At 71.6% G+C, this 24,552-nt stretch carries 19 protein-coding genes; 9 read left to right on the top strand and 10 right to left on the bottom strand.

Features of this window, described 5'->3' with window-relative positions; all coding sequences use genetic code 11:
• The first annotated feature begins 1 nt into the window (after position 1).
• Entirely contained in the window at positions 2-2,254 is a 2,253-nt protein-coding gene (gene helR, locus CEP17_RS09815; RefSeq protein WP_112932105.1) for an RNA polymerase recycling motor ATPase HelR, read from the top strand.
• Positions 2,255-2,268: 14 nt separating this feature from the next.
• On the opposite strand, the gene CEP17_RS09810 is transcribed toward helR, so the two are convergent.
• Both CEP17_RS09810 and CEP17_RS09805 read right to left on the bottom strand, forming a co-directional pair.
• Positions 2,269-2,565: a DUF4190 domain-containing protein gene (locus CEP17_RS09810; RefSeq protein ID WP_112932104.1), complete on the bottom strand. Its 297-nt coding sequence runs from the start codon at positions 2,563-2,565 to the stop codon at positions 2,269-2,271.
• 22 nt (positions 2,566-2,587) lie between these two features.
• Positions 2,588-3,820 carry an MFS transporter gene (locus CEP17_RS09805; RefSeq protein WP_239498493.1) on the bottom strand — a complete coding sequence of 411 codons (1,233 nt, stop codon included), beginning with the start codon at positions 3,818-3,820 and terminating at the stop codon, positions 2,588-2,590.
• Positions 3,821-3,902: 82 nt separating this feature from the next.
• On the opposite strand from CEP17_RS09805, the gene CEP17_RS09800 reads away from it, so the two are divergent.
• The 4 genes from CEP17_RS09800 (at position 3,903) to CEP17_RS09785 (ending at position 10,498) form a co-directional block, all read left to right on the top strand.
• Positions 3,903-4,781: a LysR family transcriptional regulator gene (locus CEP17_RS09800; protein ID WP_112932103.1), complete on the top strand. Its 879-nt coding sequence runs from the start codon at positions 3,903-3,905 to the stop codon at positions 4,779-4,781.
• 55 nt (positions 4,782-4,836) lie between these two features.
• A complete protein-coding gene (locus tag CEP17_RS09795; RefSeq protein WP_036316781.1) occupies positions 4,837-5,256 on the top strand; it encodes a hypothetical protein in 420 nt (139 codons plus the stop codon).
• Between the two features lie 168 nt (positions 5,257-5,424).
• Positions 5,425-8,331 (top strand): aminotransferase class III-fold pyridoxal phosphate-dependent enzyme, encoded by a 2,907-nt coding sequence (locus CEP17_RS09790; RefSeq protein ID WP_112932102.1) that lies wholly within the window; start codon positions 5,425-5,427, stop codon positions 8,329-8,331.
• Positions 8,332-8,395: 64 nt separating this feature from the next.
• On the top strand, positions 8,396-10,498 hold the full coding sequence (locus CEP17_RS09785) for an HAD-IA family hydrolase (RefSeq protein ID WP_112932101.1): 2,103 nt from the start codon (positions 8,396-8,398) through the stop codon (positions 10,496-10,498).
• 131 nt (positions 10,499-10,629) lie between these two features.
• Here the strand turns inward: CEP17_RS09785 and CEP17_RS09780 are convergent, their stop codons facing one another.
• On the bottom strand, positions 10,630-11,550 hold the full coding sequence (locus CEP17_RS09780; RefSeq protein ID WP_112932100.1) for a DUF808 domain-containing protein: 921 nt from the start codon (positions 11,548-11,550) through the stop codon (positions 10,630-10,632).
• A 142-nt stretch (positions 11,551-11,692) separates the two neighbouring features.
• Between CEP17_RS09780 and CEP17_RS09775 the strand changes: the two genes are divergently transcribed.
• The 3 genes from CEP17_RS09775 to CEP17_RS09765 are packed head-to-tail and all read left to right on the top strand — an operon-like array spanning position 11,693 to position 14,354.
• Positions 11,693-13,210: an MATE family efflux transporter gene (locus tag CEP17_RS09775; RefSeq protein ID WP_112932099.1), complete on the top strand. Its 1,518-nt coding sequence runs from the start codon at positions 11,693-11,695 to the stop codon at positions 13,208-13,210.
• Positions 13,207-13,509: a DUF427 domain-containing protein gene (locus CEP17_RS09770; RefSeq protein ID WP_036318744.1), complete on the top strand. Its 303-nt coding sequence runs from the start codon at positions 13,207-13,209 to the stop codon at positions 13,507-13,509. The genes CEP17_RS09775 and CEP17_RS09770 overlap by 4 nt, the downstream gene beginning before the upstream one ends.
• 47 nt (positions 13,510-13,556) lie before the next feature.
• Positions 13,557-14,354, top strand: coding sequence for an alpha/beta fold hydrolase (locus CEP17_RS09765; protein WP_036318747.1), 798 nt, complete (start codon positions 13,557-13,559; stop codon positions 14,352-14,354).
• A 139-nt stretch (positions 14,355-14,493) separates the two neighbouring features.
• Here CEP17_RS09765 and sufU read toward each other — a convergent pair whose 3' ends face one another.
• The 3 genes from sufU to CEP17_RS09750 all read right to left on the bottom strand — a co-directional run bounded on the left by sufU (position 14,494) and on the right by CEP17_RS09750 (position 18,346).
• Positions 14,494-14,955, bottom strand: a complete 462-nt coding sequence (gene sufU, locus CEP17_RS09760; RefSeq protein ID WP_112932098.1) for a Fe-S cluster assembly sulfur transfer protein SufU — start codon at positions 14,953-14,955, stop codon at positions 14,494-14,496.
• A 1-nt stretch (position 14,956) separates the two neighbouring features.
• Positions 14,957-16,228: a SufS family cysteine desulfurase gene (locus CEP17_RS09755; protein ID WP_112932097.1), complete on the bottom strand. Its 1,272-nt coding sequence runs from the start codon at positions 16,226-16,228 to the stop codon at positions 14,957-14,959.
• Between the two features lie 63 nt (positions 16,229-16,291).
• Entirely contained in the window at positions 16,292-18,346 is a 2,055-nt protein-coding gene (locus CEP17_RS09750; protein WP_036318755.1) for an APC family permease, read from the bottom strand.
• Positions 18,347-18,418: 72 nt separating this feature from the next.
• On the opposite strand from CEP17_RS09750, the gene CEP17_RS09745 reads away from it, so the two are divergent.
• Positions 18,419-19,519 carry a VanZ family protein gene (locus CEP17_RS09745; protein WP_112932096.1) on the top strand — a complete coding sequence of 367 codons (1,101 nt, stop codon included), beginning with the start codon at positions 18,419-18,421 and terminating at the stop codon, positions 19,517-19,519.
• Positions 19,520-19,605: 86 nt separating this feature from the next.
• Here the strand turns inward: CEP17_RS09745 and CEP17_RS09740 are convergent, their stop codons facing one another.
• The 4 genes from CEP17_RS09740 to CEP17_RS09725 all read right to left on the bottom strand — a co-directional run bounded on the left by CEP17_RS09740 (position 19,606) and on the right by CEP17_RS09725 (position 24,494).
• Complete coding sequence (locus CEP17_RS09740) at positions 19,606-20,322, bottom strand: hypothetical protein (protein ID WP_239498492.1); 717 nt, start codon at positions 20,320-20,322, stop codon at positions 19,606-19,608.
• Between the two features lie 191 nt (positions 20,323-20,513).
• Positions 20,514-21,737 carry an amidohydrolase gene (locus CEP17_RS09735; RefSeq protein WP_112932094.1) on the bottom strand — a complete coding sequence of 408 codons (1,224 nt, stop codon included), beginning with the start codon at positions 21,735-21,737 and terminating at the stop codon, positions 20,514-20,516.
• Positions 21,738-21,805: 68 nt separating this feature from the next.
• Positions 21,806-22,810, bottom strand: a complete 1,005-nt coding sequence (locus tag CEP17_RS09730; protein WP_112932093.1) for a LacI family DNA-binding transcriptional regulator — start codon at positions 22,808-22,810, stop codon at positions 21,806-21,808.
• Position 22,811: 1 nt separating this feature from the next.
• The gene (locus CEP17_RS09725) at positions 22,812-24,494 is read right to left on the bottom strand and encodes an alpha-amylase family glycosyl hydrolase (protein WP_112932935.1); all 1,683 of its coding nucleotides are present in this window, start codon (positions 24,492-24,494) and stop codon (positions 22,812-22,814) included.
• Positions 24,495-24,552: the final 58 nt, after the last annotated feature.

Here is a 24,552-nt window from a genome sequence, read left to right as displayed (position 1 = left end):
GATGCCGAGCGAAAAGTCTCAACAAAGCGTGTTCGATCTGCCGCCGCGCCTGCAGCGCAAGGCCGACCCCGCGCTCATCGACCGCGACGAACGACAGTTCGCGGCGATCGCGAGGGTGCTGGCCGCCGAGGTCGAGCGCACCCAGACGCGGCTGGCCGCGCTCCAGCACGAAGCCGTTAGCGGAGGCCAGCGCGCACTCGAACGCGATCTGGAGGTGCAGAGCCTGTCGGCGCGGTTGCGCATCCTTCGCCGGTTCGGCCTCGACGCGTGCATCGGTCGCATGGTCGACGAGGGGGGCATCGTCATCTACATCGGACGCTTCGGCCTCGCGGACGCCGCGGAGGAGCGGCTGCTGATGGACTGGCGGGCCCCGGCATCCGCGCCGTTCTTCGCCGCGACGGCGGCGCATCCGCTCGGGCTCACCAGTCGACGCCGGTATCGGTGGCGCGAGGGGCGCATCGTCGACTACTGGGACGAGGTGTTCGCCGACGACGGCATCGACCACAGCGCCGCGCTCGATGACCAGTCGGCGTTCATCGCGAGCCTCGGCGGCAGCCGGTCGCCCAAGATGCGCGACGTGCTGGCGACGATCCAGTCCGATCAGGACGCCATCATCCGCGCCGATGCGCGGGGCGCCCTCGTCGTCGACGGTGGCCCCGGAACCGGCAAGACCGTCGTGGCGCTGCACCGCGCGGCGTATCTGCTCTACGCCGATCCGCGTGTGCAGTCGGGGGGCGGCGGACTGCTGTTCGTCGGGCCGCATCGCCCGTACGTTGACTACGTCGACGACGTGCTCCCCGGACTCGGCGAGGACGGTGCGCTCGTCTGTGCGGTGAACGACCTCGTCGACGGCGGCGATGTGGGGGAGGAGGACGATCCGGAGGTTCGCCGTCTGCTCGGCGACGGGCGCATGGTGGATGCCGTGGCCGCCGCGGTACGCCTCTGGCAGCGCCCGCCGCGGCGGCGCACCCCGATCGAGACGGCGTGGGGGACGGTCGTGGTGACCCCCGCGGAGTGGGCGGAGGTCTTCGCCGACGCGGAGGCGCTGTCGCACAACGCACTGCGTGCGCGGGCCCGGGACCGCCTGCTCGACCTGCTCGAAGACCGCATAGACGACGAACTGCGCGGCGGAGATGGTGTCGCCGACGGCGGGGACGAGAGCTGGGGTGAGGGCTGGGGCGAGGCCTCGCGTCCCTCGTCGCGCTCCGACGGCGACTTCGACGCCTACGGGTCGGGGTGGGGCGAGGACGAGTCGACGCGGGAGACGCTCGAGAACGATGACGAGCTGCGGGCGCTCTTCGACCGGTCGTGGCCGCTGCTCGATGCCGACGCGTTGCTGCGCGGACTGCTCACGACGGGTGAGATGCTGCGGCGGTGCGCGCCGTGGCTGACCCCGGCCGACGTCGACGCCGTGATCGCGCGAGGGGCGCCCGCGGCGTGGACCGACGCCGATCTGCCCCTCCTCGACGCGGCACGCATCGCGGTGGGCGATGCGCGGCAGGAAATGCGCGAGCGCCGCGCCCGTCGTGCGGCCGCCGAGGAGCGGCGAGTCATGTCCGACGTCGTGAGCGACCTCATCGCGGCCGACGACGGTGACCTGCGGATCATGTCGATGCTCCGCGGTCAGGATCTGCGTCGCACGCTCGCGCAGCGCGCGGCATCCGATCGGGATCCGTACGCCGGGCCGTTCGCGCATCTCGTGATCGACGAGGCACAGGAACTCACCGACGCCCAGTGGCGGATGCTGCTGCGACGGTGCCCGTCGCAGAGCGTGACGATCGTCGGAGATCGCGCACAGGCGCGGCGGGGATTCCCCGAGAACTGGGGGGAGCGGCTCGCGCGGGTCGGTCTGAGTCCTGCATTCGTCACCACCCTGTCCGTCAACTACCGCACGCCGAGCGAGGTGATGGATGCCGCCGGGCCGGTGATCCGGGCGGTGCTGCCCGACGCGAACGTGCCCGCGTCGATCCGCAGCACGGGCACTCCGGTGAGCTACGGCTTGCGCGGCGACCTCGACGCGATCGTCGACGCCTGGGAGCGTGAGAGCGCCGACGGCACGGCGGTGGTGATCGGCGCTCCCGCCTTCGTCCCGCGCCCGCGCGTGGCCTCGCTCGATGCGCAGCGGGTCAAGGGGCTCGAGTTCGACCTGGTCGTGCTCGTCGACCCCGGGCGTTTCGGCGATGACGTCACGGGCGCCGTCGACCGCTACGTCGCGATGACCCGGGCGACCCAGCGCCTCGTGGTGCTCTCGTGAGGCGGCCGCCGATGTCAGTGGGAGCGGGAGACCATGAATGCGATCGCCCAGAAGAGGAATGCCACCGCACCGATGACGAAGCCGGCCAGTCCCAACCCCTTGCCTCTCGCACGTCCGCGCATCGCCGCCCGGGCACCCTGCGCGGAGATGATCGCGCCCACCGTGCCGAGGAACCCGAACACGAACAGGCTCACGCAGGAGATCACGAAGCCCCAGATGGCCAGCTGGCTGAAGGGCAGCCGCGGAGCGGGTCCAGGGAAGGACGCCTCGGCGCCGGAGGGCTGATGAGACGTGTGTGCGGGTTCATCCATAGGGGTGTTTTCGCACGCGGCGCTATGTTCCGGCTGAGCCTCTCAGGCGCAGCGCGAGGAAGAGCGCCGCGCACAGCGTCGTCAGCCCGGCCGCGAGAAGGATCACGGCCGTCCACCCCGCGCTGGCGAACAGATGCGTGGATGCCGCTCCCGACACGGTGCTGCCGAGGTAGTAGGTGAGCAGGTAGGCGCTGGAGGCCCGCGAGGTGCTGCGTCCCACCGCCTGAGCGCGGGCGACCACCCAGCCGCTGAGGATCGAGTGCGTTCCGAGGAAGGCCGCCGTGAGCAGACCGAGACCGGCGAACACCGCGATGACGTTCGGCCAGAACACCAGACCGATCGCGGCGAGCATCGCGATCGCGCCGAGCAGCGACGTCACCGCGCGGCCGAGGCGCCTCGAGATCCGGTGGAACAGGCCCGGCGCGAGGATGCCGAGGGGGTACGCGAAGTACACGAACACCTCGGCCGCGCCGAGCGAGAACGGGGGGCCGTCGAGGCGGAACGGCACCGCGTTGTAGAGCCCGACGAACGTCGCCATCGCGAGCGCGCCCGCCACGCACACGGCGAGGATGACGGGGTCGCGCAGCGACGCGACCGTGCCGCCGAGGAGGTCGCCGATCCGCAGCGGCAGCGGGGCGGCGCCGTCGCGGGGGAGCGCGAACCAGACCAGCACGCCGACGACGACGCTGAGCACGCCGAGCACGGTGCTCACGACCTGCCAACCGCCGAGGGTCGCCAACGGCAGCGGCGCGAGCCGACCCACGGCGCCGCCAAGAGCCGTGCCCGAGATGTACAGCGCGTTGGCGCGCCCGTGCGCGTCGTCGCGGACGGCGTCGCGCAGGTAGGCGAGCGCGACGGGCGGCAGCACCGCCAGCGCGAGACCCCCGCCGGCACGCAACGCGAGGAAGGCCTCCCACGTGGGCGCGAACGCGCACGCGACCGACAGGACGCCGGCTGCCACCAGCGACCCGCTCATCGCGGACACCCGCCCGATGCGGTCGGACAGCGGTGCCGACAGCAGCAGCCCGAGCAGCATGGCCGCGGTCGTCGCCGAGATCGCGAGTCCGCTGACCCCGGCATCCACTCCGAACGACGCCGCGATCGCCGGCAGCAACGGTTGCGGGAAGTAGATGATCGCGAAGTTCGCGAGGCCTCCCGCGGCGAGCAGCCCCACGACGCGTCGGTAGGAGGGGGTGCCCGCGGCGATGCGCGCGATCGACCCGGTGGGGGTGCGATCGAGCACGGTGACGGCCATGCGGACCATCGTCGTCCGGTCACGGATGGGCCGGAAATGAAACGGATGCCACTTGTGATGCGATCGGCGCATAATCGGTGTCATGGACGAGCAGACCCTCCGCATCTTCCTGTCGCTGGCCGAGACGCAGAACACTCGCGACACCGCTGCGGAGCTGCGCATCAACCAGTCGAACGTGTCGCGCGCACTGGCCCGCCTCGAAGACGAGGTCGGCATGGGGCTGTTCTCGCGACACGGCAAGCGGCTCGAGCTGAACGCTAACGGTCTCGCCTTCCGGGCCGATGCGGCCGGCGTCCTCGACGCGGTCGAGTCGGCCCGCCGCCACGCCGAGCTGATCGCCGACGAGGGCCGTCTGCTGCGCGTCGGGTTCCTCCACTCCGTGGCGCGGTGGATGGTGCCCGATGTCATCCAGCGCTTCCGCGCGCTGCGCCCCGACGTGCGCGTGTCGCTGCGGCAGGGTTTCGCCCGCGATCTCTACGGCTGGCTCGCCCTCGACACGATCGACATCGCCCTGAGCACCGCTCCGCTCGCGACCTCCGCGACCTCGGACGACATCGGCTGGCTCGCGCTCGCCGAGGAACCGCTGTGCATCGCCGTGCCCACCGGTCACCCGCTCGCGACGGCATCCGGCCCGGTCGACGTGCGCGCGCTGGCCGGCCGCGACTTCATCGGCTTCTCACGTATCGCCGAGCTGCACACGGCGGTCACCGGCATCCTGGACGAGGCCGACGTCACCGTGAACGTGACCTTCGAGAGCAGCGAGATCGACACGATGCGCAGCCTCGTCGCGGGTGGCCTCGGCGTCTCGATCCTTCCGCGGACTCCGGGCCGCGATGACCCCGGCGTCGTCTATCTGCCGCTGGAGCCGCAGCGCGTGCGCGCGATCGGCATCGCCTGGAGCACGACCGCCCAGGGCTCTCGCTACGCGAAGGAGCTGGTCACCGCGCTGCGGGAGCGGTGAGGCGGTCCTGCGGCTGGGCGTGGCGGTGCCCGTCTGTGGCGGGTAGAGTCGCCGCATGACGCCGGTGCGGAAGATCGTCGTCGTCGTCGGCTTGAGCGCAGCCCTCGCGGTCGGCCTCAGCGGCTGCACGATGAACGAACTCATCTGGGGCGCCGACGGTGCACACGTCATCGACACGACCCAGAAACTGATCGCGGCCGCCGCGGCGGGCGAGGCTGCGGCACTCGTCTGCCCGGGATCGCAACCCGACGTGCGCGATCCGGCGGACTGGGAGGGGCTCACCGCTCAAGAGCCCGAGCGGTTCGTCGCCGCCCACTGGCCCGAGATGGCCCATCATGATCCGACGTGGAGCATCAACCTCTCGCTCCCTGCGTCGGGCGTCGTCGCGGGTGCGCAGTATCCAGGCGACGTCTTCTACCGGGAGGCCGGCGGCGAGCTCTGTCTCGTCGACATCGCCTGGTGGACGGTGCAGTAGGCGCGGCGAGGCACCACAGCCTCGGCATCGACCGGCGGACGAGATGACCGGTCGACGCCGCTGATCCGGACACACGGATGCCGCGGCATCCGCCAGAATCGTGGTGCCCGTGCGGCGCGCACCGGCGGCATCTCCGCTCGACCGCCCTCTCCCGAAGGACGTGACCCGATGACCGACAACTGGCTGCTCGCCCGACCCGAGGTCGACCTCGACGAGGTTCGCGCGCTCGCGCGGCGCGAGTACGGCGTGGACGGTGAGCTCACCGAGCTGGGCAGTCAGCAGGACCGCAACTTCCTCGTGCGCGGCGTGGACGGGGCGGGCATGCTCGTCAAGATCTTCCACCCGACGGTCGACGCGTTCGCCGTCGACCTGCACATCGCGGCCTCCGATCGCCTGCGCTCAGAAGGACTGCTGACACCGGAAGTGCTGACGACCGCCGGCGGCGCTCGCACGACGCAGATCGTCTGCGCCGACGGGCAGGTCGCTCGCGTCGCGGGGTTCCAGATCGTCGACGGGCAACCGCTGTCGGACATCACCGACGCCGACGGCGCCCAGGCCGAAGAACTGGGTGAGCTCGTCGCCGAGGTCGCCGACGTTCTGGCCGGAATGGATGCCGAGGACACCGACCGCAACCTGCAGTGGGAGCTCGGCAACGCCCTCGCCGTCGTCGAGCAGCTCATCGACGACCTTCCCGAGGACCGTCGCGAGCAGTGCCTGGCGGCGGCCCGCCGCGCCGCCGCCGAGCTCGACGCCGTCGCGGCCGACCTTCCGCGGCAGGTGATCCACGGCGACCTCACCGCCGACAACGTCATGCGCGATCGGCGCGGGCGGCACTGGGTGATCGACCTGGGCGATGTCGCCACGTCGTGGCGCGCCGCCGAGCTGGCGATGCTCCTCGCCGACCTCATGGGTCGCACCGACGACCTCGCAATCGTCGCCCGCGCGGTCGCGGGTTTTGATCAGCGCGCGCGCCTCACCGACGCGGAGATCGAGGCGCTGTGGCCCCTCGTCGTGCTGCGCGGAGCGGTGCTCGCCGTCAGCGGGTGGAGCCAGCTGCGCATCGACCCGGGCAACGACTACGCGCGCGAGCGGGTCGAGCACGAATGGCAGGTCTTCGCGCGCACGGCGCGGGTGCCGTCCGCCGAGGTGACGGCGCAGCTGCGCCTGGCCGCGGGCCGGCCGCACCGCGCGGGCCTCGTCTACCGTCCCGTCCTGTCGCAGCTGGATGCCGCGGCCACCGTGGATCTCGGCATCCGCAGCCCGCTGCTGGACCGGGGGCGCTGGGCGACGCCGGGCATCGAGCGCAGCCTCGTCCGCGAGGCGCTCGCCGAGGGTCCCGTCGCGGTGCTGCGCTACGGCGAGAGCCGGCTGAGCCGCGTGTCGGCCGACACCACCCGGCCCGCTGCCACCCGGGCGCGGTGCGTCGAGCTGTGGACCCGCCCAGGTGTCGAGGTGACCGCGCCGTTCGGCGGCACCCTGACGGTCGACACCGATCCCGACGGCGCCGCCGGCGCGGTCGAGGTGCGCGATGCCGGTGTCGTGCTGCGGATCGAGGGGATCGTTCTCGACCCGGCGGTCGCGGATAGCGGGGTGGATGCCGGCGCCCGCCTCGGACGCGTCGCCGAGCTCGAACCGGGACTCGGGCGCGTGCGGATCACGCGCCGCATGCGCGACGCCGCGCCCGGCGACGTGTTCGCAGATGCCGAGGGCGAAGCCGAGACTCCCGGGGCGGCCGATCCCTCGGTGATCGTGGGCACCGACCGCGTACCCGATCCGGTGCGGGCGACGCGCCGTGCTCGGCGGGCGCGCGAGCAGGCCGTGGGCGCCGCCGCCGAGCGCTTCTACGCCGAGCCGCCGCAGATCGAGCGCGGGTGGGGAGCGCTGCTCATCGACACGCAGGGTCGCGCGTACGTCGACCTCGTCAACAACGTGACCGCGATCGGGCACGCCCATCCCGAGTTCGCCGACCGCATCTCGCGTCAACTGCACCTGCTGAACACGAACTCGCGCTTCCTCTACGACGCCTTCGCCGAGTTCACCGCGCGGCTCGTCGCGCACAGCCCCGACCCGTCGCTCGACACCGTCATCCCCGTCAACAGCGGGTCGGAGGCCGTGGACCTCGCCCTCACGCTCGCCCGGGTCGCGACCGGCCGGCGCGACGTCATCGCGGTGCGCGAGAGCTACCACGGCTGGACGAGCGCGGCCGACGCCGTGAGCACCTCGGCGTTCGACAACCCGCACGCCGCCGACTCGCGCCCCGACTGGGTGCACCTCGTCGACGCCCCGAACGCCTACCGCGGCCGTCACCGAGGACCGGATGCCGGGGCCGCCTACGCGCGCGAGGTCGCCGACCTCGCGCGCTCCCTGGCCGACGAGGGCCGCCCGGCCGGCGCCTTCATCTGCGAGCCGGTGCTGGGCAACGCCGGTGGCGTCATCCCTCCGGCCGGCTACCTCACGATGGTGGCCGAGGCCGTGCGCGCGCACGGCGGACTGGTCATCGCCGACGAGGTGCAGGTCGGCTACGGCCGCCTGGGATCGTCGTTCTGGGGGAGCACGATGCAGGGGCTCGTGCCCGACATCGTGTCGGTGGCGAAGGCCGCGGGCAACGCCTATCCGCTCGGTGCCGTCATCACGCGGCGGGAGATCGTCGACGCGCTCGCCCGCGAGGGCACGTTCTTCTCGTCGGCGGGCGGCGCCCCCGCGAGCGCCGTCGCCGGATCGGCGATTCTCGACATCATCGACGCGGAAGGGCTGCAGCAGAATGCAGCGCGGGTCGGCGGCATCATCGCCGACGGCGTGCGGGCGCTGATGCCGCGGCATCCGCTCATCGGCGCCGTCCACGGAACGGGTCTGTATCTCGGTATCGAGCTGGTGCGCGATCGCGAGACGCTCGAGCCCGCGCGGGAGGAGGCGGCGCGCGTGTGCGATCTGCTGCTCGGGCACGGGTTCATCGTGCAGGCCGCCTCGGAACGCCAGAACGTGTTGAAGGTCAAGCCGCCGCTCGTGCTGACCGAGGCCGACGCGCGCCGGTTCGTCGCCGCCCTCGACGCCGTGCTGGGCGCTCTCCGCGACTGAGCGCGACCGCGGTATGCCGGGGCGGACGGCCCCCGACCAGGGCTCCGCTCGTAGAGTGGAGGAGATGACTTCCTCGCCGCAGTCCCGTCGTCCCCTGTCGTCCCGCCCCCTGGTCCGTCGGGCCCCGGAGGGGCTCGGCATCCCCGAAGCCGCCGTCCTCGCGCTGGCCGAGCGCCTCGCCGCGGAGGGCCTCGACCCGCACGCGCTGCTCGTCGCCCGTCACGGCGAGGTGGCGTTCGAGACCGCGTGGGCGCCGTACCACCTGGAGCGGCCGGCGCTCGTGTACTCGGCATCCAAGACCTACACGGCACTGGCGATCGGCTTCCTCGCCGACGAGGGGCGGCTGGGCCTCGACGATTCTGCGGGTCTGCACGTGGGTGAGGCGAACCCGCACGGCATCACGGTGCGCCATCTGCTCACGATGAACACCGGCCACTCGGCCGCGCAGATCGAGCGCATCGGCGCCGATCCGCTCGTGCTGCTGCGCGAGGCGCCCGCCTTCGCCCCGGGCACGCACTTCGCGTACAGCTCTCCGGCCACGCACCTGCTGTCAGCGATCGTCACCGGCGTCACCGGCCAGCCCCTCACCGCGTACCTGCGCCCGCGACTGCTCGATCCGCTCGGCATCGGCGAGCGGTGGATGTCGCCGTACGGCGGCATCGAGCACGGTGCGTCCGGCTTCCACCTGACGGTCGATGACCTCGCGCGCACGGCCATCATGCTGAGCGCCGGCGGGGCGTTCGACGGCGTGCAGGTCGCGCCCGCGTGGTACGTCGAGGAGATGTCGCGCCCCTGGTCCGAGACCGCCGCCTTCGACGGCCCGGCTGCGGCCACCGGCGAGGTCAACGACTGGGCCCTCGGCTACGGCTACCAGGTCTGGCGCGGCCGCCACGGGTTCCGGCTCGACGGCGCCGCGGGGCAGTTCGGTCTCGTCCTCCCCGAGCATGATCTCGTCATCGCCTACCAGGGCGCCACGCTCGACACCCAGGCGACGCTGCGCGCGTTCTGGGCCTTCGTCGCGGCCGTCGAGGTCGCGGACGCGGCCGGTGGGGCGGATGTCGCAGGCGGGGCCGATGCCGCCGGCCGGGCGGATGCCGGTGCGGCAGATGCCGCCGTGTCGGCGCGCCGCGTCGAGCGCGACACCTGGGCCGAGCGCGACCGCCTGCTCGCCGCCGACCCGCTCGACGGTGCCGCATTGCACGACCGCGCCGATGGCGACGGCTGGACGCTGGTGCTGCCGGGCGTCGGCTCGGTGCCGGTGGACACGTTCTGGCAGGAGGTGTCCGTGACGGGACCCGCCCTCGAGGATGCCCCCGCCGCCACTCATCTGCGCCTCGCGACGCGCGGGGAACGCCGCGACGACGGCGCCGCGCTCGTGCACCTCGTCGACACGACCTCGCCGCACCGGGTGATCGTGTCGCGCGACGGTGATGGCACCGTCCACGCCGGGTGGCACGTGCCACCGCTCGGCGGCGGGTGGGAGGTGCTGCGCGTGCCGGCATCCGTCGTTCGCATCGAGACGCGGGCCGCCGCGCTGCTGCTGGACATGGACGGCACGCTCGTCGATTCGCACGCCGTCGTCGAGCGCCTGTGGACGCAGTGGTCGCTCGATCACGGCGTCGATCCGGCACGGACGCTCGCGGTGATCCACGGCCGCCAGGGGCAGGACTCGATGGCGCTGCTGCTTCCCGATCGTCCGCACGAGATCAACCTCGCCGAGAACGCCGAGCTGCTCGCCGCCGAGACGGCGCAGACCGACGGCGTCGTGGCGATCCCCGGCGCCGCCGACCTGCTCGCCGCCCTCGACCGCGAGGGCGTGCCGTACGCGCTCGTCACCTCGGCCACGGCCGAGCTCGCCGCGGCGCGCATGCGTGCCGCCGGGCTGCCGATGCCGCCGGTCGTCATCGCCGCGGGTGATGTCTCGCGCAGCAAGCCCGATCCCGAGGGGTTTCTCGCGGGGGCCGCGGCGCTCGGAGTGGATGCCGCACGATGCATCGTGGTCGAGGACTCCGACAACGGCATCGCCGCCGGGCTCGCCGCGGGCATGCGCGTGATCGGGGTCGGCCCGCACGCCGCCGCGGCGGCGCCGACGTGGACGGTCGCGGACGCTCGCGGCATCCACGTCACCCGCCCGGACGGCGCGGACCCGGTCATCACGCTCGACTGACGCCGCGCCCGCCGCGCCCACACGCGAGAAACCACATCCGCCCCGAGAAACCACGGCGCCGACGGTTTCTCGGAGTGGATGTGGTTTCTCGACTGCGAGGACGTCGGCGCTCGACCGCGGGGCCGTCGCCGTCAGTCGGTCTCGCCGTGGGGCGCGCGGTGCCCCTCGCTGAAGCTCAGGTTGCGACCGAACGCCTTGCCGATCACGAGCGCGATGCCGACGATCACGAGCCCGACGCACAGTCCTGCGACGGCGGACACGGCCGTGTCGCCGATCCACACGACGACCGGGCCGAGCGGTTCGAGCGCGTGCTCGACGGCGTGCAGGAGTTCGACCGGGGCATGCCAGCCGACCTCGCCAAGGTTGGCGAGCACGAGATGGCCGCCCACCCACAGCATCGCGACGGTGCCGACGATCGAGATGACGCGGAAGACCGCGGGCATCGACCGCACGATGCGGGTGCCGGTGTGGCGCACGCGCGCCGAGGAGCTCTTGGCCATCTTCAGGCCGATGTCATCGATCTTCACGAGCAGGGCGACGGCGCCGTAGACCAGCGCCGTCATGGCGAGTGCGATGACCGCGAGCACGGCGAGCCGCAGCCAGAAGTCGAGATCGGGATCGACGTTCGACAGGCCGATCAGCATGATCTCGGTCGACAGGATCAGGTCGGTGCGGATCGCGCCCATCACGAGGCGCTTCTCGTCACGCCCTCCCTCGTCGTCGTGACCGCCGTGGTGGAAGCCGAACCACTCCAGCACCTTCTCGGCGCCCTCGAAGCAGAGGTATCCGCCGCCGACGATGAGCAGCCACGGCAGCACCCACGGTGCGAACGCGGTCAGCAGCATCGCGATGGGGATGATGATGAGGAACTTGTTCGCGAGCGACCCGAGGGCGATGCGACCCACGACCGGAAGCTCCCGCGCGGGCGAGAGCCCCTGCACGTACTGCGGGGTGACGGCCGCATCGTCGATCACGACGCCTGCGGACTTGGCCGACGCCTTCAGCGCCGCGCTGAGGATGTCATCGACGACGGCGAGCAGACCTACGGACATGCCTGCAACAGTACCGGCCGCGCCGAATGCGACCGACGGATGCCGGACCTTGCGCTTCTCGAATCGATTCGATAGCCTGGAATCCGGCGCTCCCGTGAGGAGCGCCTTTCGCCGTTTCCGCCCCCGTCTCGAACCCGGCCGTATGTCACGTTCTCTCACCACCGGTAGCCCCTGGCGCGTCATCCTCGCCTTCGCGGTGCCCCTGCTCATCGGCAACGTCGTGCAGCAGCTGTATCAGTTCGCCGACGCGATCGTCGTCGGGCGCCATCTCGGCGTCGATGCGCTCGCCGCGGTCGGCGCGACCGGCAGTCTGCTGTTCCTGCTGCTCGGCTTCGCCTGGGGCCTGACGAGCGGATTCGCGATCCCCACGGCGCAGGCCTTCGGCGCCCGCGACGTCACGGCGGTGCGCCGCTCGGTGGCGGCGGGCACGATTCTCACCGCGATCACGACGATCGTGCTCACCGTGGGCGCGCCGCTGCTGGCCGGACCCGCCCTGCACCTGCTGCAGACGCCTCCGGAGCTGATGGACGAGGCGACGGTGTTCGCCCAGGTCAGCTTCCTCGGTGCCGGTGCCATCATGGGCTTCAACTACCTCTCCGCGATCATCAGGGCGATCGGCGACTCGCGCACGCCGCTGGTGTTCCTCACGATCGCCTGCGGACTCAACGTGGTGCTCGTCATCCTCATGGTCGGGCCGTTCGGACTGGGCGTGGCCGGAGCGGCACTGGCGACCGTCGTCTCGCAGGCGCTGTCGGTGATCCTCTGCCTCGTCTACGTCCGCCGTCGGCTGCCCGTCCTCCACGTGCNGCGCGCCGACTGGCGCATCACGCGAGCCGATCTCGTCGAGCACCTGCGACTCGGCCTGCCCATGGGGTTCCAGGCGTCGATCATCGCGATCGGCACCCTGACGGTGCAGGTCGCGCTGAACACCCTGGGCGCCGATGCGGTCGCCGCCTACACGACGGCTTCCCGCGTGGACGGCCTGGCCGTGGCGCTCCTGCAGTCTCTCGGGCTCGCGGCATCCATGTACGCCGCCCAGAACCTGGGAGCGCGCCGCCCGGATCGCATCCGTCGCGGCGTCGGGCAGGCGATCTGGATGGCGCTGATCGCCGCTGTCGTGCTCGGCGCACTGCTCATCACGTTCGGCGCGCCGCTCGTGCGCCTGTTCGTCGGCGACGGCAGCGACACCGTCGTGCGGTTGGCCGCGCTCATGCTGCTCATCAACGGCGCGAGCTACACGGCGCTGGGCGTGCTGTTCATCCTGCGCGGCACGCTGCAGGGGCTCGGCAGCACCGTCATCCCGACGGTGACCGGGCTCGTCGAGCTGGCGATGCGCGTGGGCGCGGCGGTCGTGCTCGGCCACATCTTCGGATTCGTCGGCGTCGTGTGGAGCAACCCACTGGCCTGGGTCGGCGCCAGCGTCATCCTCATCCCCGCGTACCTGCGCGCCCACCGCGCACTGGAGCGCATGCCGGTCGACCCCGCCGAACCGACCCTCACCACCCCGATCGCCGTCATCGGCCCCACCGACGGGTCGATGGTCGTGGATGCCGTGGTCACGCAGCCCATCCCGCTTCCGCAGCAGCCGGCCGCCGACCTCGTTGCGGGCCGCGTGCGACGGTGGAAGGGTGGGATGCGAGCGAAGCGGAGGACGCGATGAAAGCTGTTCTGGGTGATGTCACGGTGGCCGAAGCCGACCGCGATGACCTGATCTCCATCGAAGGAAACTGGTACTTCCCGCCGTCGAGCGTGAACTGGGACCTGCTGCAGGAGAGCCCCACGCCCTACACCTGCCCGTGGAAGGGCGAGTGCCAGTACTACTCCGTGCGCTCCGGCGACGAGCTGCTCGCCGATCGCGCCTGGTCGTACCCGACGCCCTACGAGAGCGGCATCGCCCGCGTCGGCAAGGACTTCTCGGGCTATGTCGCGTTCTGGAAAGAGGTCCGCGTCGAGGAGTGACCGGCCGCGGCGACCGGGGCCGCCGAATCGACGGCAGGATAGACACCGTGACCGCGCCGCTTCAGAACCTCACGCAGATGCCCGACCCGCAGTACCTGATGGTCGGCGACGGCTACCGCATCGCGACGTACTCGTGGGGTGACGAGGACGCACCCACCGTCGTCGTCGTGCACGGGTTCGCCTCGAGCACGAAGGACAACTGGGTCGCGACGGGCTGGGTGCGCGACCTCACCGCCGCCGGCTATCGGGTGCTCGCGCTCGACCAGCGCGGCCATGGCGCCAGCGACAAGCCGCACGAGCCCCGCGCGTACGACATCCGCCAGCTCGCCGGCGACGTCGAGACGATGCTCGACACCTACCTCGTCGACGAGGCGTTCTACGTCGGCTACTCGCTCGGCGCCCGCGTGGGATGGGAGGTCGTGCAGGACATCGCCCCGCGCATCCCGCGGGCCGTGCTCGGCGGGGTTCCCGACGGCATCCCGCTGGCGCGGCTCGACCTCGACCAGGTGCGCGCGCTCATCGCCGACGGCACGCCGGTCACCGATCGCGTCACGCAGAACTACATCGCCCTCACCGAGCGCGTGCCCGGCAACGACCTGCGGGCGCTCCTCGCGATCGCCGAGGGCATGCGGTCATCGAAGACCGTCGACCCCGACCCCGCCCATGCACCGCAGCAGCCGGTGATGTTCGCGACGGGATCGCTGGACGGCATCATCGAAGGCTCGAAGACGCTCGCGGCCGCGTGCCCGCAGGGACGCTTCGTCGAGATCCCCGACCGGCACCATTTCAACGCGCCCGGCTCCCGCGTCTTCCGCGGCGCCGCGCTCGAGTTCCTCGGCTCCTGACCTCTCCCTCTCCCTCTCCCTCTCCCTCTCCTTCTCGCCGAGCCGCTGCGTTTCTCGCGAGCCGCTACGCCAGGTCCTGGCGGCTCGCGCAGATCGTGGCGGTTCGGCAGCCGCCCCAGGCAAGGGGTGGGGGCGGACGTCAGGCTTTGGCGATGGCGTCTTCCAGGGCGACCCAGGCGAGCATCGCGCACTTCACGCGTGCCGAGAACTTCGACACCCCCGACAGGGCCGCGGCGTCGCCGTAGACCTCCTCGTCGAGCTCGAGCGTTCCGCGCGAGCGCAGCGCCTCACGGAACCCCTCGATCAGCTGCAGGGCCTCGGCCCGGCTGAGCCCTTCCTCGGCGACGAGGTCGGCGAGCATGGATGCCGAGGCCTGCGAGATCGAGCAGCCCCGACCCTCCCACTGCACGTCGGCGATGGTCTCGCCGTCGACGCGGGCGCGCAGCGTGATCTCGTCGCCGCAGACGGGGTTCTTCTGGTGCGAGGTGCCGATCGTGCCGACCGTGGCGGGGGCGTCGCCCTCGTCGGTGAGGCCGAAGTGCTGCGGGTGCTTGGAGTGATCGAGGATCAGCTCACGGTAGAGGGCGTCGAGATCGCTCATGTCAGACTCCGAAGTAAGGGCGGATGCCGGCGACGGCCTCGATGAGACGGTCGACGTCGTCGGTGGTGTTGTAGAGGGCGGCGCTCGCGCGAACGCTGGCCGTGACGCCGTAGCGCGAGTGCAGGGGCGCGGCGCAATGGTGGCCGACGCGGACGGCGATGCCCAGCGCGTCGAGGTACTGGCCGGCATCATGCGCGTGCACGCCGTCGACGTCGAAGGCCCACAGCCCGACGCGCTCGACCCCGACGGCGTCGCCGAGGAGGCGGATGCCGGGGATATCCGCGAGGCCCGCGTGCATGCGCTGAGCGAGCATGCCCTCGTGGGCATGGATCCGATCGAGGCCGATGTCGTCGAGGTAGCGCACGGCGGCGGCCAGCCCGATCGCCGGTCCCACGGGCTGCGTTCCGGCCTCGAAGCGCTGCGGCGGAGGCAGGTACTCGGCGCGATCGAGCGTCACGGTCGTGATCATCGAGCCGCCCGTGAGGAACGGCGGCAGCGCCTCGAGCACCGGTGTGCGTCCGTACAGTCCGCCGACACCGTACGGGCCGAGCATCTTGTGTCCGCTGAAGACCGCGAGGTCGACGCCGAGAGCGGGCAGATCGAGCGGCAGGTGCGGCGCTGACTGGCAGGCATCCATCACCGTGATCGCGCCCACACCCTGAGCGAGCGCGATGAGCTGGGCGACGGGGTTCACGATGCCGAGGACGTTCGAGACGTGCGTGAAGGCGACGACGCGCGTGCGCGCCGTGATGAGGGACGCGGCGGCATCCATATCGAGCGTGCCGTCGTCGTGGGCGGGGATGTGTCGCAGCACGGCGCCCGTGCGAGCGGCCAGCTCCTGCCAGGGGATGAGGTTGGCATGATGCTCGATCGCCGTCGTGACGATCTCGTCGCCCGGCCGCACCAGCCCCGCATTCCCGATCGAGTATGCGACGAGGTTCAGGCCCATCGTGGCGCCGCTGGTCCAGACGAGCTGCTCAGGCCGTGCGCCGACGAATCCCGCCACGGTGGCTCGGGCGTCCTCGAACAGCTCGGTCGCCTCGGCGGCCAGCGTGTGCGCCCCACGGTGCACCGCGGCGTTCGCGTGCGTGAGGAAGTCGCGCTCGGCGTCGAGCACCGCGAGCGGCTTCTGACTGGTGGCCGCGGAGTCGAGATAGGCGAGGGGGTGACCGTTGACCTGCTCGGCCAGGATCGGGAAGTCCGCCTTGATCGCGGAGGCGTCGAGGGTCGCCGCAGGCGCGGCGGAAGCGGGGGACGCGGTCGCGGAAGTCACCCCTCTAGGCTACGCCCCGGCATCCCACCCGGCTCCGGCGCGACGGAGCCGCCTCGGATGCCGTCAGCTCTCGTCTTCGGTGTGCGCGACGAGTCCGTAGCTCGGCAGCCGGCCGTCACGACGGTCATCGCCGAGGAGCGGGCGGGAGCGGCGGCCGTAGATCAGCTCCGACGAGTCGAGCAGCCACGGCACCAGCGTGATCTGCACACCGTGCACGAGCATGAGCTGCTGTGCGATGCGGCGCGCCCGTCGGTTGTGCAGGAACGTCTCCCACCAGTGACCGACGATGTACTGCGGCATGTAAACCGTGACGACGGCGCTGCCGTGCTTCTCGCGGTACTTCGTGATGAACTGGGCGATCGGAGCCGCGTAGTGCCGGTAGGGCGATTCGATCACCACGAGCGGAACCGGCATGTTGTGGAACTTCCAGTCCTCCTGCACGTCGCGGGCTTCTTCCGCCGTGACCGCGACGTGTACCGCCAACGTCTTGTCGTGCCTGCCCGACAGGGCGTAGTCGATCGCCTTCGCCGTCGGCTTCTGCAGCGTGCCCACCAGCACGAGCGCGACATCGCCGGTCGAGCCGTAGTGCACGTCGTCGTCCATGGCGATCTCGTGCGAGACGTCGCGGTAGTAGCGGTGCACCCCGATCATGAGGAACGACAGCAGCGGGATCGCGATGAAGACGAGGTAGGCGCCGTGGGTGAACTTCGTGATCGTCACGATCACGAGGACGACGATCGTGAACGTCGCCCCGAGCGCATTGATGAACAGGCCCGAGATCGCCTCTCGCCGTGCCTTCGCCGCCTTCGGGGAGAGTAGCCGCAGCTCGCGCCGCCAGTGCTTGACCATGCCGAGCTGGCCGAGTGAGAACGAGACGAAGACGCCGATGATGTACAGCTGGATCAGCGTGGTCAGCTTCGCCTGGAAGATCACGAGCACCAGCACCGCGGCCAGGCCCAGGATGATCATGCCGTTCGAGTAGACGAGACGGTCGCCGCGCGTGTTCAGGGCCTTCGGCGCATAGCCGTCGCGTGCGAGCACCGAGCCCAGCAGCGGGAAGCCGTTGAAAGCCGTGTTGGCGGCCAGCAGCAGGACGGCGGCGGTTGCGGCCTGCACCACGAAGAAGAGGATGCTGCCGTTGCCGAACGTCGCAGCGGCCACCTGCGCCATGAGGCTCGGCTGCACGAGCGCCTCGCAGTTGAAGCCGATCAGCCGGCACGGATCCTCCGAGTAGTGCACACCGGCCACGAGAGCGAGCACCGTGAGGCCCGCGAACATCGTGATGGCGATCGAACCCATCAGAACGAGCGTTGTCTGGGCGTTTCGGATCTTCGGCTGGCGGAACGCCGGAACACCGTTGGAGACGGCCTCCACGCCGGTCAGGGCGGAACAGCCGCTGGAGAACGCGCGCAGGATCAGCAGGATGAGAGCGGCCTGGCTGAGGTCTTCCGCCTGCACGGCGAACTGCGCGCTCTCGGCGATCGGCGCATCGCCCAGCATCCAGCGGACGAGGCCCGTACCGATCATGAGCATGACCGAACCGATGAACAGGTAGGTCGGAATCGCGAAGGCCGTCGAGGCTTCGCGGACGCCGCGGAGGTTGACCAGGATGATGAGCACGACGAAGCCGACCGCGAGCTCGACGCGCCAGGGGTCGAGGTTCGGCAGGGCCGAGATGATGTTGTCCACGCCCGAGGCGACCGACACGGCCACCGTCAGGATGTAGTCCACCAGCAGGGCCGCCGCGACCACGACGCCGGCCTTCTCGCCCAGGTTCGTGCGGGCGACCTCGTAGTCGCCGCCGCCCGAGGGGTAGGCCTTGATCAGCTGGCGGTAGCTGAGCACCACCACGATGAGCAGGGCGACGACCGCCGCCGCGACCCACGGGCTGAGCGCCAGAAAGGCCGTGCCGCCGATCAGGAGGATCATCAGCAGCTCCTGCGGGGCATAGGCCACCGAGGAGAGGGCGTCGGAGGCGAAGATCGGCAGCGCCATCTTCTTGGGCAGCAGCTGTCCTTCGAGCTCCTCGCTCGTGAGGGGCTCGCCGATGAGGATGCGCTTGGCGATCGGCGTCTCTTCGCCGGGGCCGCGACTGTCGTCTGTCACGGCGGGCGACATTACGCGGTCGCGTGTCGCCGCGCAATCCCGGCGAGCGTGAGAATGACGCCGCGAGGCTGCAAGGATCGACGCATGGGGAATGAGCTCTACTCGGGGGTCGTCGCGCTGGGCATCGGATTCGTCGTGGGAATCGTGCTGTTCGTGCCGTTCGTGGCGATCAGCTATCGGCGCCGCGGCCGGCTCACCGTCGGGCGATTTCTGCTGTGGGCCGCCGCGCTGGTCTACTTCTGGGCCATCTGGACGTACACGCTGCTTCCCCTGCCCGACGCCGAGAATTACGCCTGCGCGGGCGTGAACCTGAACATCTGGGCCTTCATCGACGACCTTCGCGGCGCCCGCAGCCTCACCGACTTCGCCGTCCTGCAACTGGCGCTGAACGTGCTGCTGTTCATGCCGCTCGGGTTCTTCCTGCGGGTGCTCGGAGGTCGCGGCATCGTCGTCGCGTTCGCGACCGGTCTGCTGGTGTCGCTGACGATCGAGACCACCCAGCTCACCGGGGTGTGGGGACTGTACCCGTGTGCGTACCGCGTCTTCGACGTCGACGACATGCTCACGAACACGGTCGGGGCGGTGCTCGGCTCGCTCGTCGCGCTGATCGTCCCCCGACGGTGGTGGGTGCGTCGATCGACGGATGCCGGGAGCCGCCCGCATCCGGTCACGCGCGGACGCCGGCTGCTCGCCATGTTCTGCGATCTGCTCGGCGTCGTGCTCGTCGGGTACGGTTCGGCCGTCGCCGTGCAGGTGTTCCTCGAGTACGTCGTTCGCGACCATGCCGCCGTCCTCGACGGTGCCGCGGGTCGCTTCGCGCTCACGGTGACGCCGATCGCGATCTGGGCCGTCGTCGTCCTCGCCACCGGCCGCACGCCGGGAGACCTGGCCGTCGAGCTGCGCTATCGCGGGGGGCCGCTGCCGGCTCCCGTGGCGCGGCCGCTGCGGTTCCTCGCCGGCATCGGGGGCTATCTGCTGCTGGATCTCGTGCCGGAGCCGTGGACGTTCGTGCAGTTCGTGTTCGCCGCGGCATCCGTCGTCCTCGTGTTCACCACGCGCGGCGGCCGCGGACTGCCCGGGCTGCTGAGCGGTCAGTGGCTCGTCGATGCGAGGGAGTCGGCTGCCGTGGTGGGGGACGGCGGGACGGCGTTCACAACTCCGGAGAAGTCGTCCCGAAACGGGTGAACGGCCTGGCGTCGGCTGCGGGCGGCGTCGAATCTCCGGAGTTGTGAACAGAGCGGAAGGGCGCCCGTCCGATCCGCGGCGGCGACCTACTGCGGAGCGTAGAAGTACAGGATCGTCCCGACCGGCCCGTCGGCCCCGTCGGTGTCGGCGAACACGCTGTAGGAGGGCGTGCCGTTCTTGAACGACGAACGCTGCGGGTCGAAGGCGAAGCGGATGCTGCCCGAGGGGCGCGGCGTCTCGCTCGCGGGAGCGGGTGTGAGGGCCCGCACCTCGGCCGCGCTCATCCCGATCTTCAGGCCGAACTCCGCCGTGACCGGAACTCCGCCCACCTCGTTCGCGGTGAACAGCGCGTACGCGGGCTGCGAGAAGTCGGCCCGGGTCAGCGTCGCGGTCGGGACCATCTCGAACAACGAGAATCCGTTCCACGCGTACACGGTGTAATCCGGCAGCGTCGAGCCGTTGCCGGCCTGCGTGCGCTGCGTCGGCGGCGCCCCGAAGGCCGCGGTGAGGGCCGCGACGGCGGCGGTCGGCTCGTCGGCCCACCGGTAGGTGAAGGGCTGGCCGGAGGCGCTCGTGAGTGTGAAGCCGGTGGCCGAGAACGCCACCCCCGTGGCGGCGGCGGTCGTCGTGGGGCTCGGCGTCGAAGAGGGGGTGGATGCCGGCACCGACGCGTCATCCGTCGGCACCGACGGTGCCGAGGGTGCCGGTTGCGCCGAATCGGACGGGCGGGTCAGCGCGAAGCCGACCACGGCGACGACCGCCACCGCCAGCACGGCGGCGACGATTCCGAGGATCAGCGTCATGCGCGAGCCGCCTCCGCCTCCCGGGGTGCGGGGTTCGCGCGGTGGCTTCGGCTGGCGGGGTTCGCGCGGTGGCTTCGGCTCGCGGGGAGGCTTCGGCTCGCGGGCGGGCCGGGGCTCGCGCGGCGCGCGCTGCTCGCGCCCCGCCGCGCGTTCCGGCTCGTCGGGCTGCGGACCGAACAGATCCTCGAGGCTCATCCCAGGAACTCCCGCGCCGCGACGACGAGCGCGTCCACACCCCGCTCGATCGTGGGGTGCAGGATCGGAGCGAAGAACGGCGAGTGGTTGGTGGGGATGTCCTCGTTGACGGTGCCGCGCGCGACGGCATCCGCGAACTGCTGCGGGTCGAGGCCACCCCAGAACCAGTAGACGAGCGGCACGCCGGCTTCGCGCGCGAACCACGAGACGTCCTCGCTGCCGGTGAACATGCCGGGGTCGACGACCGTCCCGTCGCCGAAGGCGCGGTCCCACGCGGCGCTGAGGCGCGCGGTGGCGTCGTGGTCGTTGATCGTCGGCGGCAGGGAGTGGTCGGTCGTGATGACCGGCTCCTTCTCCGCACCGGATGCCGCGGCCTCCGCCCGCACGATGCGCTCGACCCGCGCCAGCACGTCGGCACGCGCCTCGTCGTCGGGGTAGCGCAGGCTCAGCTCGAGCTTCGCCTCGGCGGGGATGATGTTGTTCTTCAGGCCCGCGTGGATCGAGCCGACCGTGACGACGGCCATCTCCCGCGGGTCGATCTCGCGCGACACGACGGTCTGCAGGCGCATGACGGTCGCCGCGGCCATGACGACGGGGTCGATCGTGGCGTGGGGGCGCGAGCCGTGGCCGCCGCGGCCGAGCAGCCGCACGGTGAGGCCGTCCGAGGCGGCCATCTGCGTGCCGGGCCGGACGCCGATGGTGCCCGCCGGAAGCGGCGTCAGGTGCTGGCCGAGCACGATGTCGGGCTTCGGGAACTGGTCGAGCACACCGTCGGCGATCATGGCCTGAGCCCCGGCGCCGTACTCCTCCGCGGGCTGGAAGACGGCGACGACGGTTCCCGACCACTCGTCGCGGGTCGCTGCGAGCCGCTCGAGCGCGCCGAGCAGGGCCGTCACGTGCATGTCGTGGCCGCACGCGTGCATCACGGGCACGTCGGTGCCGGCCGGGTCGATGCCGCGGGCGGTGCTGGCGTAGGCGAGACCGGTCTGCTCGGCCACCGGAAGGCCGTCCATGTCGGCCCGCAGCCACACCACCGGGCCGTCGCCGGCGGCGGTGCCGGTGATGCTCGTGGCGACGCCGGTCGTGCCGAGGCCTTCGACGTAGTCGAGTCCGAGAGCGGCGAGCTCACGGGTGATCACGCCCGCCGTGCGGGTCTCCTGGAACGACAGTTCCGGGTGGCGGTGCAGGTCGATGTAGAGGGCTTCGAGGTCGATGCTCATGCCATCGAGAGTACGCGGCGGTCGCCTGGCCGTCCTCCCCGAGCCCGCCGGCGGCGTGAACCGAGAGGTCAGCGCGGCGGCGCCGTCGAGCCGCGGACCACGAGCTCGAAGGGCAGGGATGCCGGGCCGGCTGGCGCATCCTCGACGCCCAAGGCCGCGAGCACCGCCTGTCCGGCGCGCTCGCCCTGCGCGTGCGGGAACTGCTCGATCGTCGTCAGCGCGAACAGTCCCGCCAGCTCGTGCCCGTCGACGCCGATGACCGACAGCCCGCCGGGCACCTCGACACCGAGTTCCCGCGCGGCCGCGAGCACGCCGAACGCCATCTCGTCCGACGCGGCGAAGATCGCGGTGGGCGCGTTGGGGCCGGACAGCAGCTCGCGGGACACGCGGCGCGCGCCCTCGACGGTGAAGTCGGCCGCGACGAAACGGGGCTCGGCGACACCGGCATCCCGCATCGCCTGGGCGAATCCGCGGCGCCGCCGGGTGGGGATGTCGAGGGTCTCGCCCGCGTCGTCGGCGAGGCTCCACCCGAGGTGCACGATGTCGCGGTGGCCGAGTCCGAGCAGATGCGCGGTCGCGAGGCGCCCCACGGCCGTGTCGTCGACGCGCAGCCCGGCGACGTCGGCGTGGGGGACGCCGAGCCCGACGACGGGAACGGGCAGCGCCCCGAGCTGACGTCGCTCGTCGGCGCTGAGCTCGACCGACAGCACGATGAGGCCGTCGACGCGCCGTCGGCGCAGCGAGGTCTCGAACAGGTTCCGGCGCTGCTCCGGGTCGTCGGTCAGGTTGTACAGCGTCATGTCGTAGCCGCGCGGCGCGAGCTGCGCGGCGATGCCGTCGAGCACCGTCGCGAAGAACCACCGATCCAGAAGCGGAACGATCACCCCGATGTTCTCGGCGCGCCCGGAGGCGAGGGTGGATGCCGCGGCCGAGACGACGTAGCCGAGCTCGGCGGCCGACGCGCGCACCCGCTCGCGCGTCGCCTCCGACAGGCGCCCCCGTCCGCTGAGGGCGCGCGACACCGTCGCCGTCGAGACGCCGGCGGCGCGCGCGACCTCCTCGATGCTGGTCACGTCAGTCCGCGACCATCCATACCGCGACGTCGACGGGCAGCTCCGTGCCGTCGAACGGTGCGCTCGCCACCAGCACGGTGCCCGAGGGCAGCGTCACCGGCGTCGAGCCCGCGTTGGCGAGCACGGTGACGCGACCGGAACGGAACGCGATCACGTCGTCGCCGTAGCCGTCGAGCCACTCCAGCGTCGCCGCTCCGAGGCCCTCGGCGCGGCGGGTCGCCAGCAGCGTGCGGTACAGCCACAGCGTGGAGTCGGGGTCGGACTCCTGCGCGTCGCGGGCGAGCGTGGCCCATTCGGCCGGCTGCGGCAGCCACGACTGGCCCGTCGGGCTGAAGCCGTAGGCGGCGGCATCCGCGGTCCACGGGATCGGCACCCGGCACCCGTCGCGGCCGTAGCGCTCGCCGTCGGTACGGAACCAGGTCGGATCCTGCCGAGACGCGGGCGGCAGCGCGATGACCTCGGGAAGGCCGAGCTCCTCGCCCTGGTAGAGATATGCGGAGCCGGGAAGGGCGAGCATCACGGTCGTCGCGGCGCGGGCGCGACGCAGCCCCACCTCGGGAATCGGCTGGCCGGGGGAGTCGGGACCGATGCCGTGGCCCTGCGGGTTCTCGGCGGTCAGCGCGAGCCGCGATGCGTGGCGCACGACGTCGTGGTTCGACAGCACCCAGGTGGCCGGGGCGCCGACGGCGGGAAACGCCCGCAGCGACTCGGAGATGACCTCGCGGACGGCCGCGGCATCCCACTCCGTCATGAGGTACGGGAAGTTGAACGCCTGGTGCATCTCGTCGGAGCGCACCCACTCGGCGGTGCGGTCGACGGTGGGAAGCCACGCTTCGGCGCAGAGCGCACGGTCGCCGTCGTATGCGGCGAGCACGCGGTGCCAGTCGCGGTAGATCTCGTGCACGCCCTCCTGACCCCAGTACGGCACGTCGTCGTCGGAGCCGCCCATGCTGTCGGCATCCACCGCGGGAAGGTGGTCGGGCAGACCGTCGGTCTTGACGAGGCCGTGCGCGACATCGACGCGGAAGCCGTCGACGCCGCGGTCGAGCCAGAACCGCAGGATGCCGCGGAACTCCTCCTGCACCTCGGGGTTCGACCAGTCGAAGTCGGGCTGGCTCGTGTCGAACAGGTGCAGGTACCACTGCCCCGGCGTGCCGTCGGCCTCGGTGACGCGGGTCCACGCCGGGCCGCCGAAGACCGACTCCCAGTTGTTCGGCGGCAGCTCGCCGTTCTCACCCTTGCCGTCGCGGAAGAGGTAGCGGGCGCGCGCGGTACTGCCGGGGGCTGCGGCCAGCGCCTCCTGGAACCAGACGTGCCGGTCGGAACTGTGATTGGGCACGAGGTCGACGATCACGCGGATGCCGCGATCGTGCGCGCCGGCGAGCATCTCGTCGAAGTCGGCGAGCGTGCCGAACAGGGGGTCGACGTCGCAGTAGTCGGCGACGTCATACCCGGCATCCTTCTGCGGAGAGCGGTAGAAGGGGCTCAGCCACACGGCGTCCACGCCCAGGGCGCGTAGGTCGTCGAGATGCGCCGTCACGCCGGGGAGGTCACCGATGCCATCGCCGGAGGCGTCGGCGAAGGAGCGCGGGTAGATCTGGTAGATCACCGCGGTGCGCCACCATTCGGCGCCGGGGCGGCTCTCGCCGATGTCGGGGAGGGAGAAGGTCAACTGCGACGTCATGGCATCAGCGTAGCGCAAGCGCTTGCGCACATGGCGGGCGAGCATCCGGATCGGGTCG

This window comes from Microbacterium sp. PM5 (assembly GCF_003293595.1).
Lineage (GTDB): Bacteria > Actinomycetota > Actinomycetes > Actinomycetales > Microbacteriaceae > Microbacterium.
Note: the sequence above shows the minus strand (reverse complement) of the source record. Positions and strands in the feature narration are given on the sequence as shown.

Bases quoted from the DNA above. Each gene is read 5' to 3' on its own strand.
- helR (WP_112932105.1), top strand. From the start codon at position 2: ATGCCGAGCGAAAAGTCTCAACAAAGCGTGTTCGATCTGCCGCCGCGC.
- CEP17_RS09810 (WP_112932104.1), bottom strand. From the start codon at position 2,565: ATGGATGAACCCGCACACACGTCTCATCAGCCCTCCGGCGCCGAGGCG.
- CEP17_RS09805 (WP_239498493.1), bottom strand. From the start codon at position 3,820: ATGGCCGTCACCGTGCTCGATCGCACCCCCACCGGGTCGATCGCGCGC.
- CEP17_RS09800 (WP_112932103.1), top strand. From the start codon at position 3,903: ATGGACGAGCAGACCCTCCGCATCTTCCTGTCGCTGGCCGAGACGCAG.
- CEP17_RS09795 (WP_036316781.1), top strand. From the start codon at position 4,837: ATGACGCCGGTGCGGAAGATCGTCGTCGTCGTCGGCTTGAGCGCAGCC.
- CEP17_RS09790 (WP_112932102.1), top strand. From the start codon at position 5,425: ATGACCGACAACTGGCTGCTCGCCCGACCCGAGGTCGACCTCGACGAG.
- CEP17_RS09785 (WP_112932101.1), top strand. From the start codon at position 8,396: ATGACTTCCTCGCCGCAGTCCCGTCGTCCCCTGTCGTCCCGCCCCCTG.
- CEP17_RS09780 (WP_112932100.1), bottom strand. From the start codon at position 11,550: ATGTCCGTAGGTCTGCTCGCCGTCGTCGATGACATCCTCAGCGCGGCG.
- CEP17_RS09770 (WP_036318744.1), top strand. From the start codon at position 13,207: ATGAAAGCTGTTCTGGGTGATGTCACGGTGGCCGAAGCCGACCGCGAT.
- sufU (WP_112932098.1), bottom strand. From the start codon at position 14,955: ATGAGCGATCTCGACGCCCTCTACCGTGAGCTGATCCTCGATCACTCC.
- CEP17_RS09750 (WP_036318755.1), bottom strand. From the start codon at position 18,346: ATGTCGCCCGCCGTGACAGACGACAGTCGCGGCCCCGGCGAAGAGACG.
- CEP17_RS09745 (WP_112932096.1), top strand. From the start codon at position 18,419: ATGGGGAATGAGCTCTACTCGGGGGTCGTCGCGCTGGGCATCGGATTC.
- CEP17_RS09740 (WP_239498492.1), bottom strand. From the start codon at position 20,322: ATGACGCTGATCCTCGGAATCGTCGCCGCCGTGCTGGCGGTGGCGGTC.
- CEP17_RS09735 (WP_112932094.1), bottom strand. From the start codon at position 21,737: ATGAGCATCGACCTCGAAGCCCTCTACATCGACCTGCACCGCCACCCG.
- CEP17_RS09725 (WP_112932935.1), bottom strand. From the start codon at position 24,494: ATGACGTCGCAGTTGACCTTCTCCCTCCCCGACATCGGCGAGAGCCGC.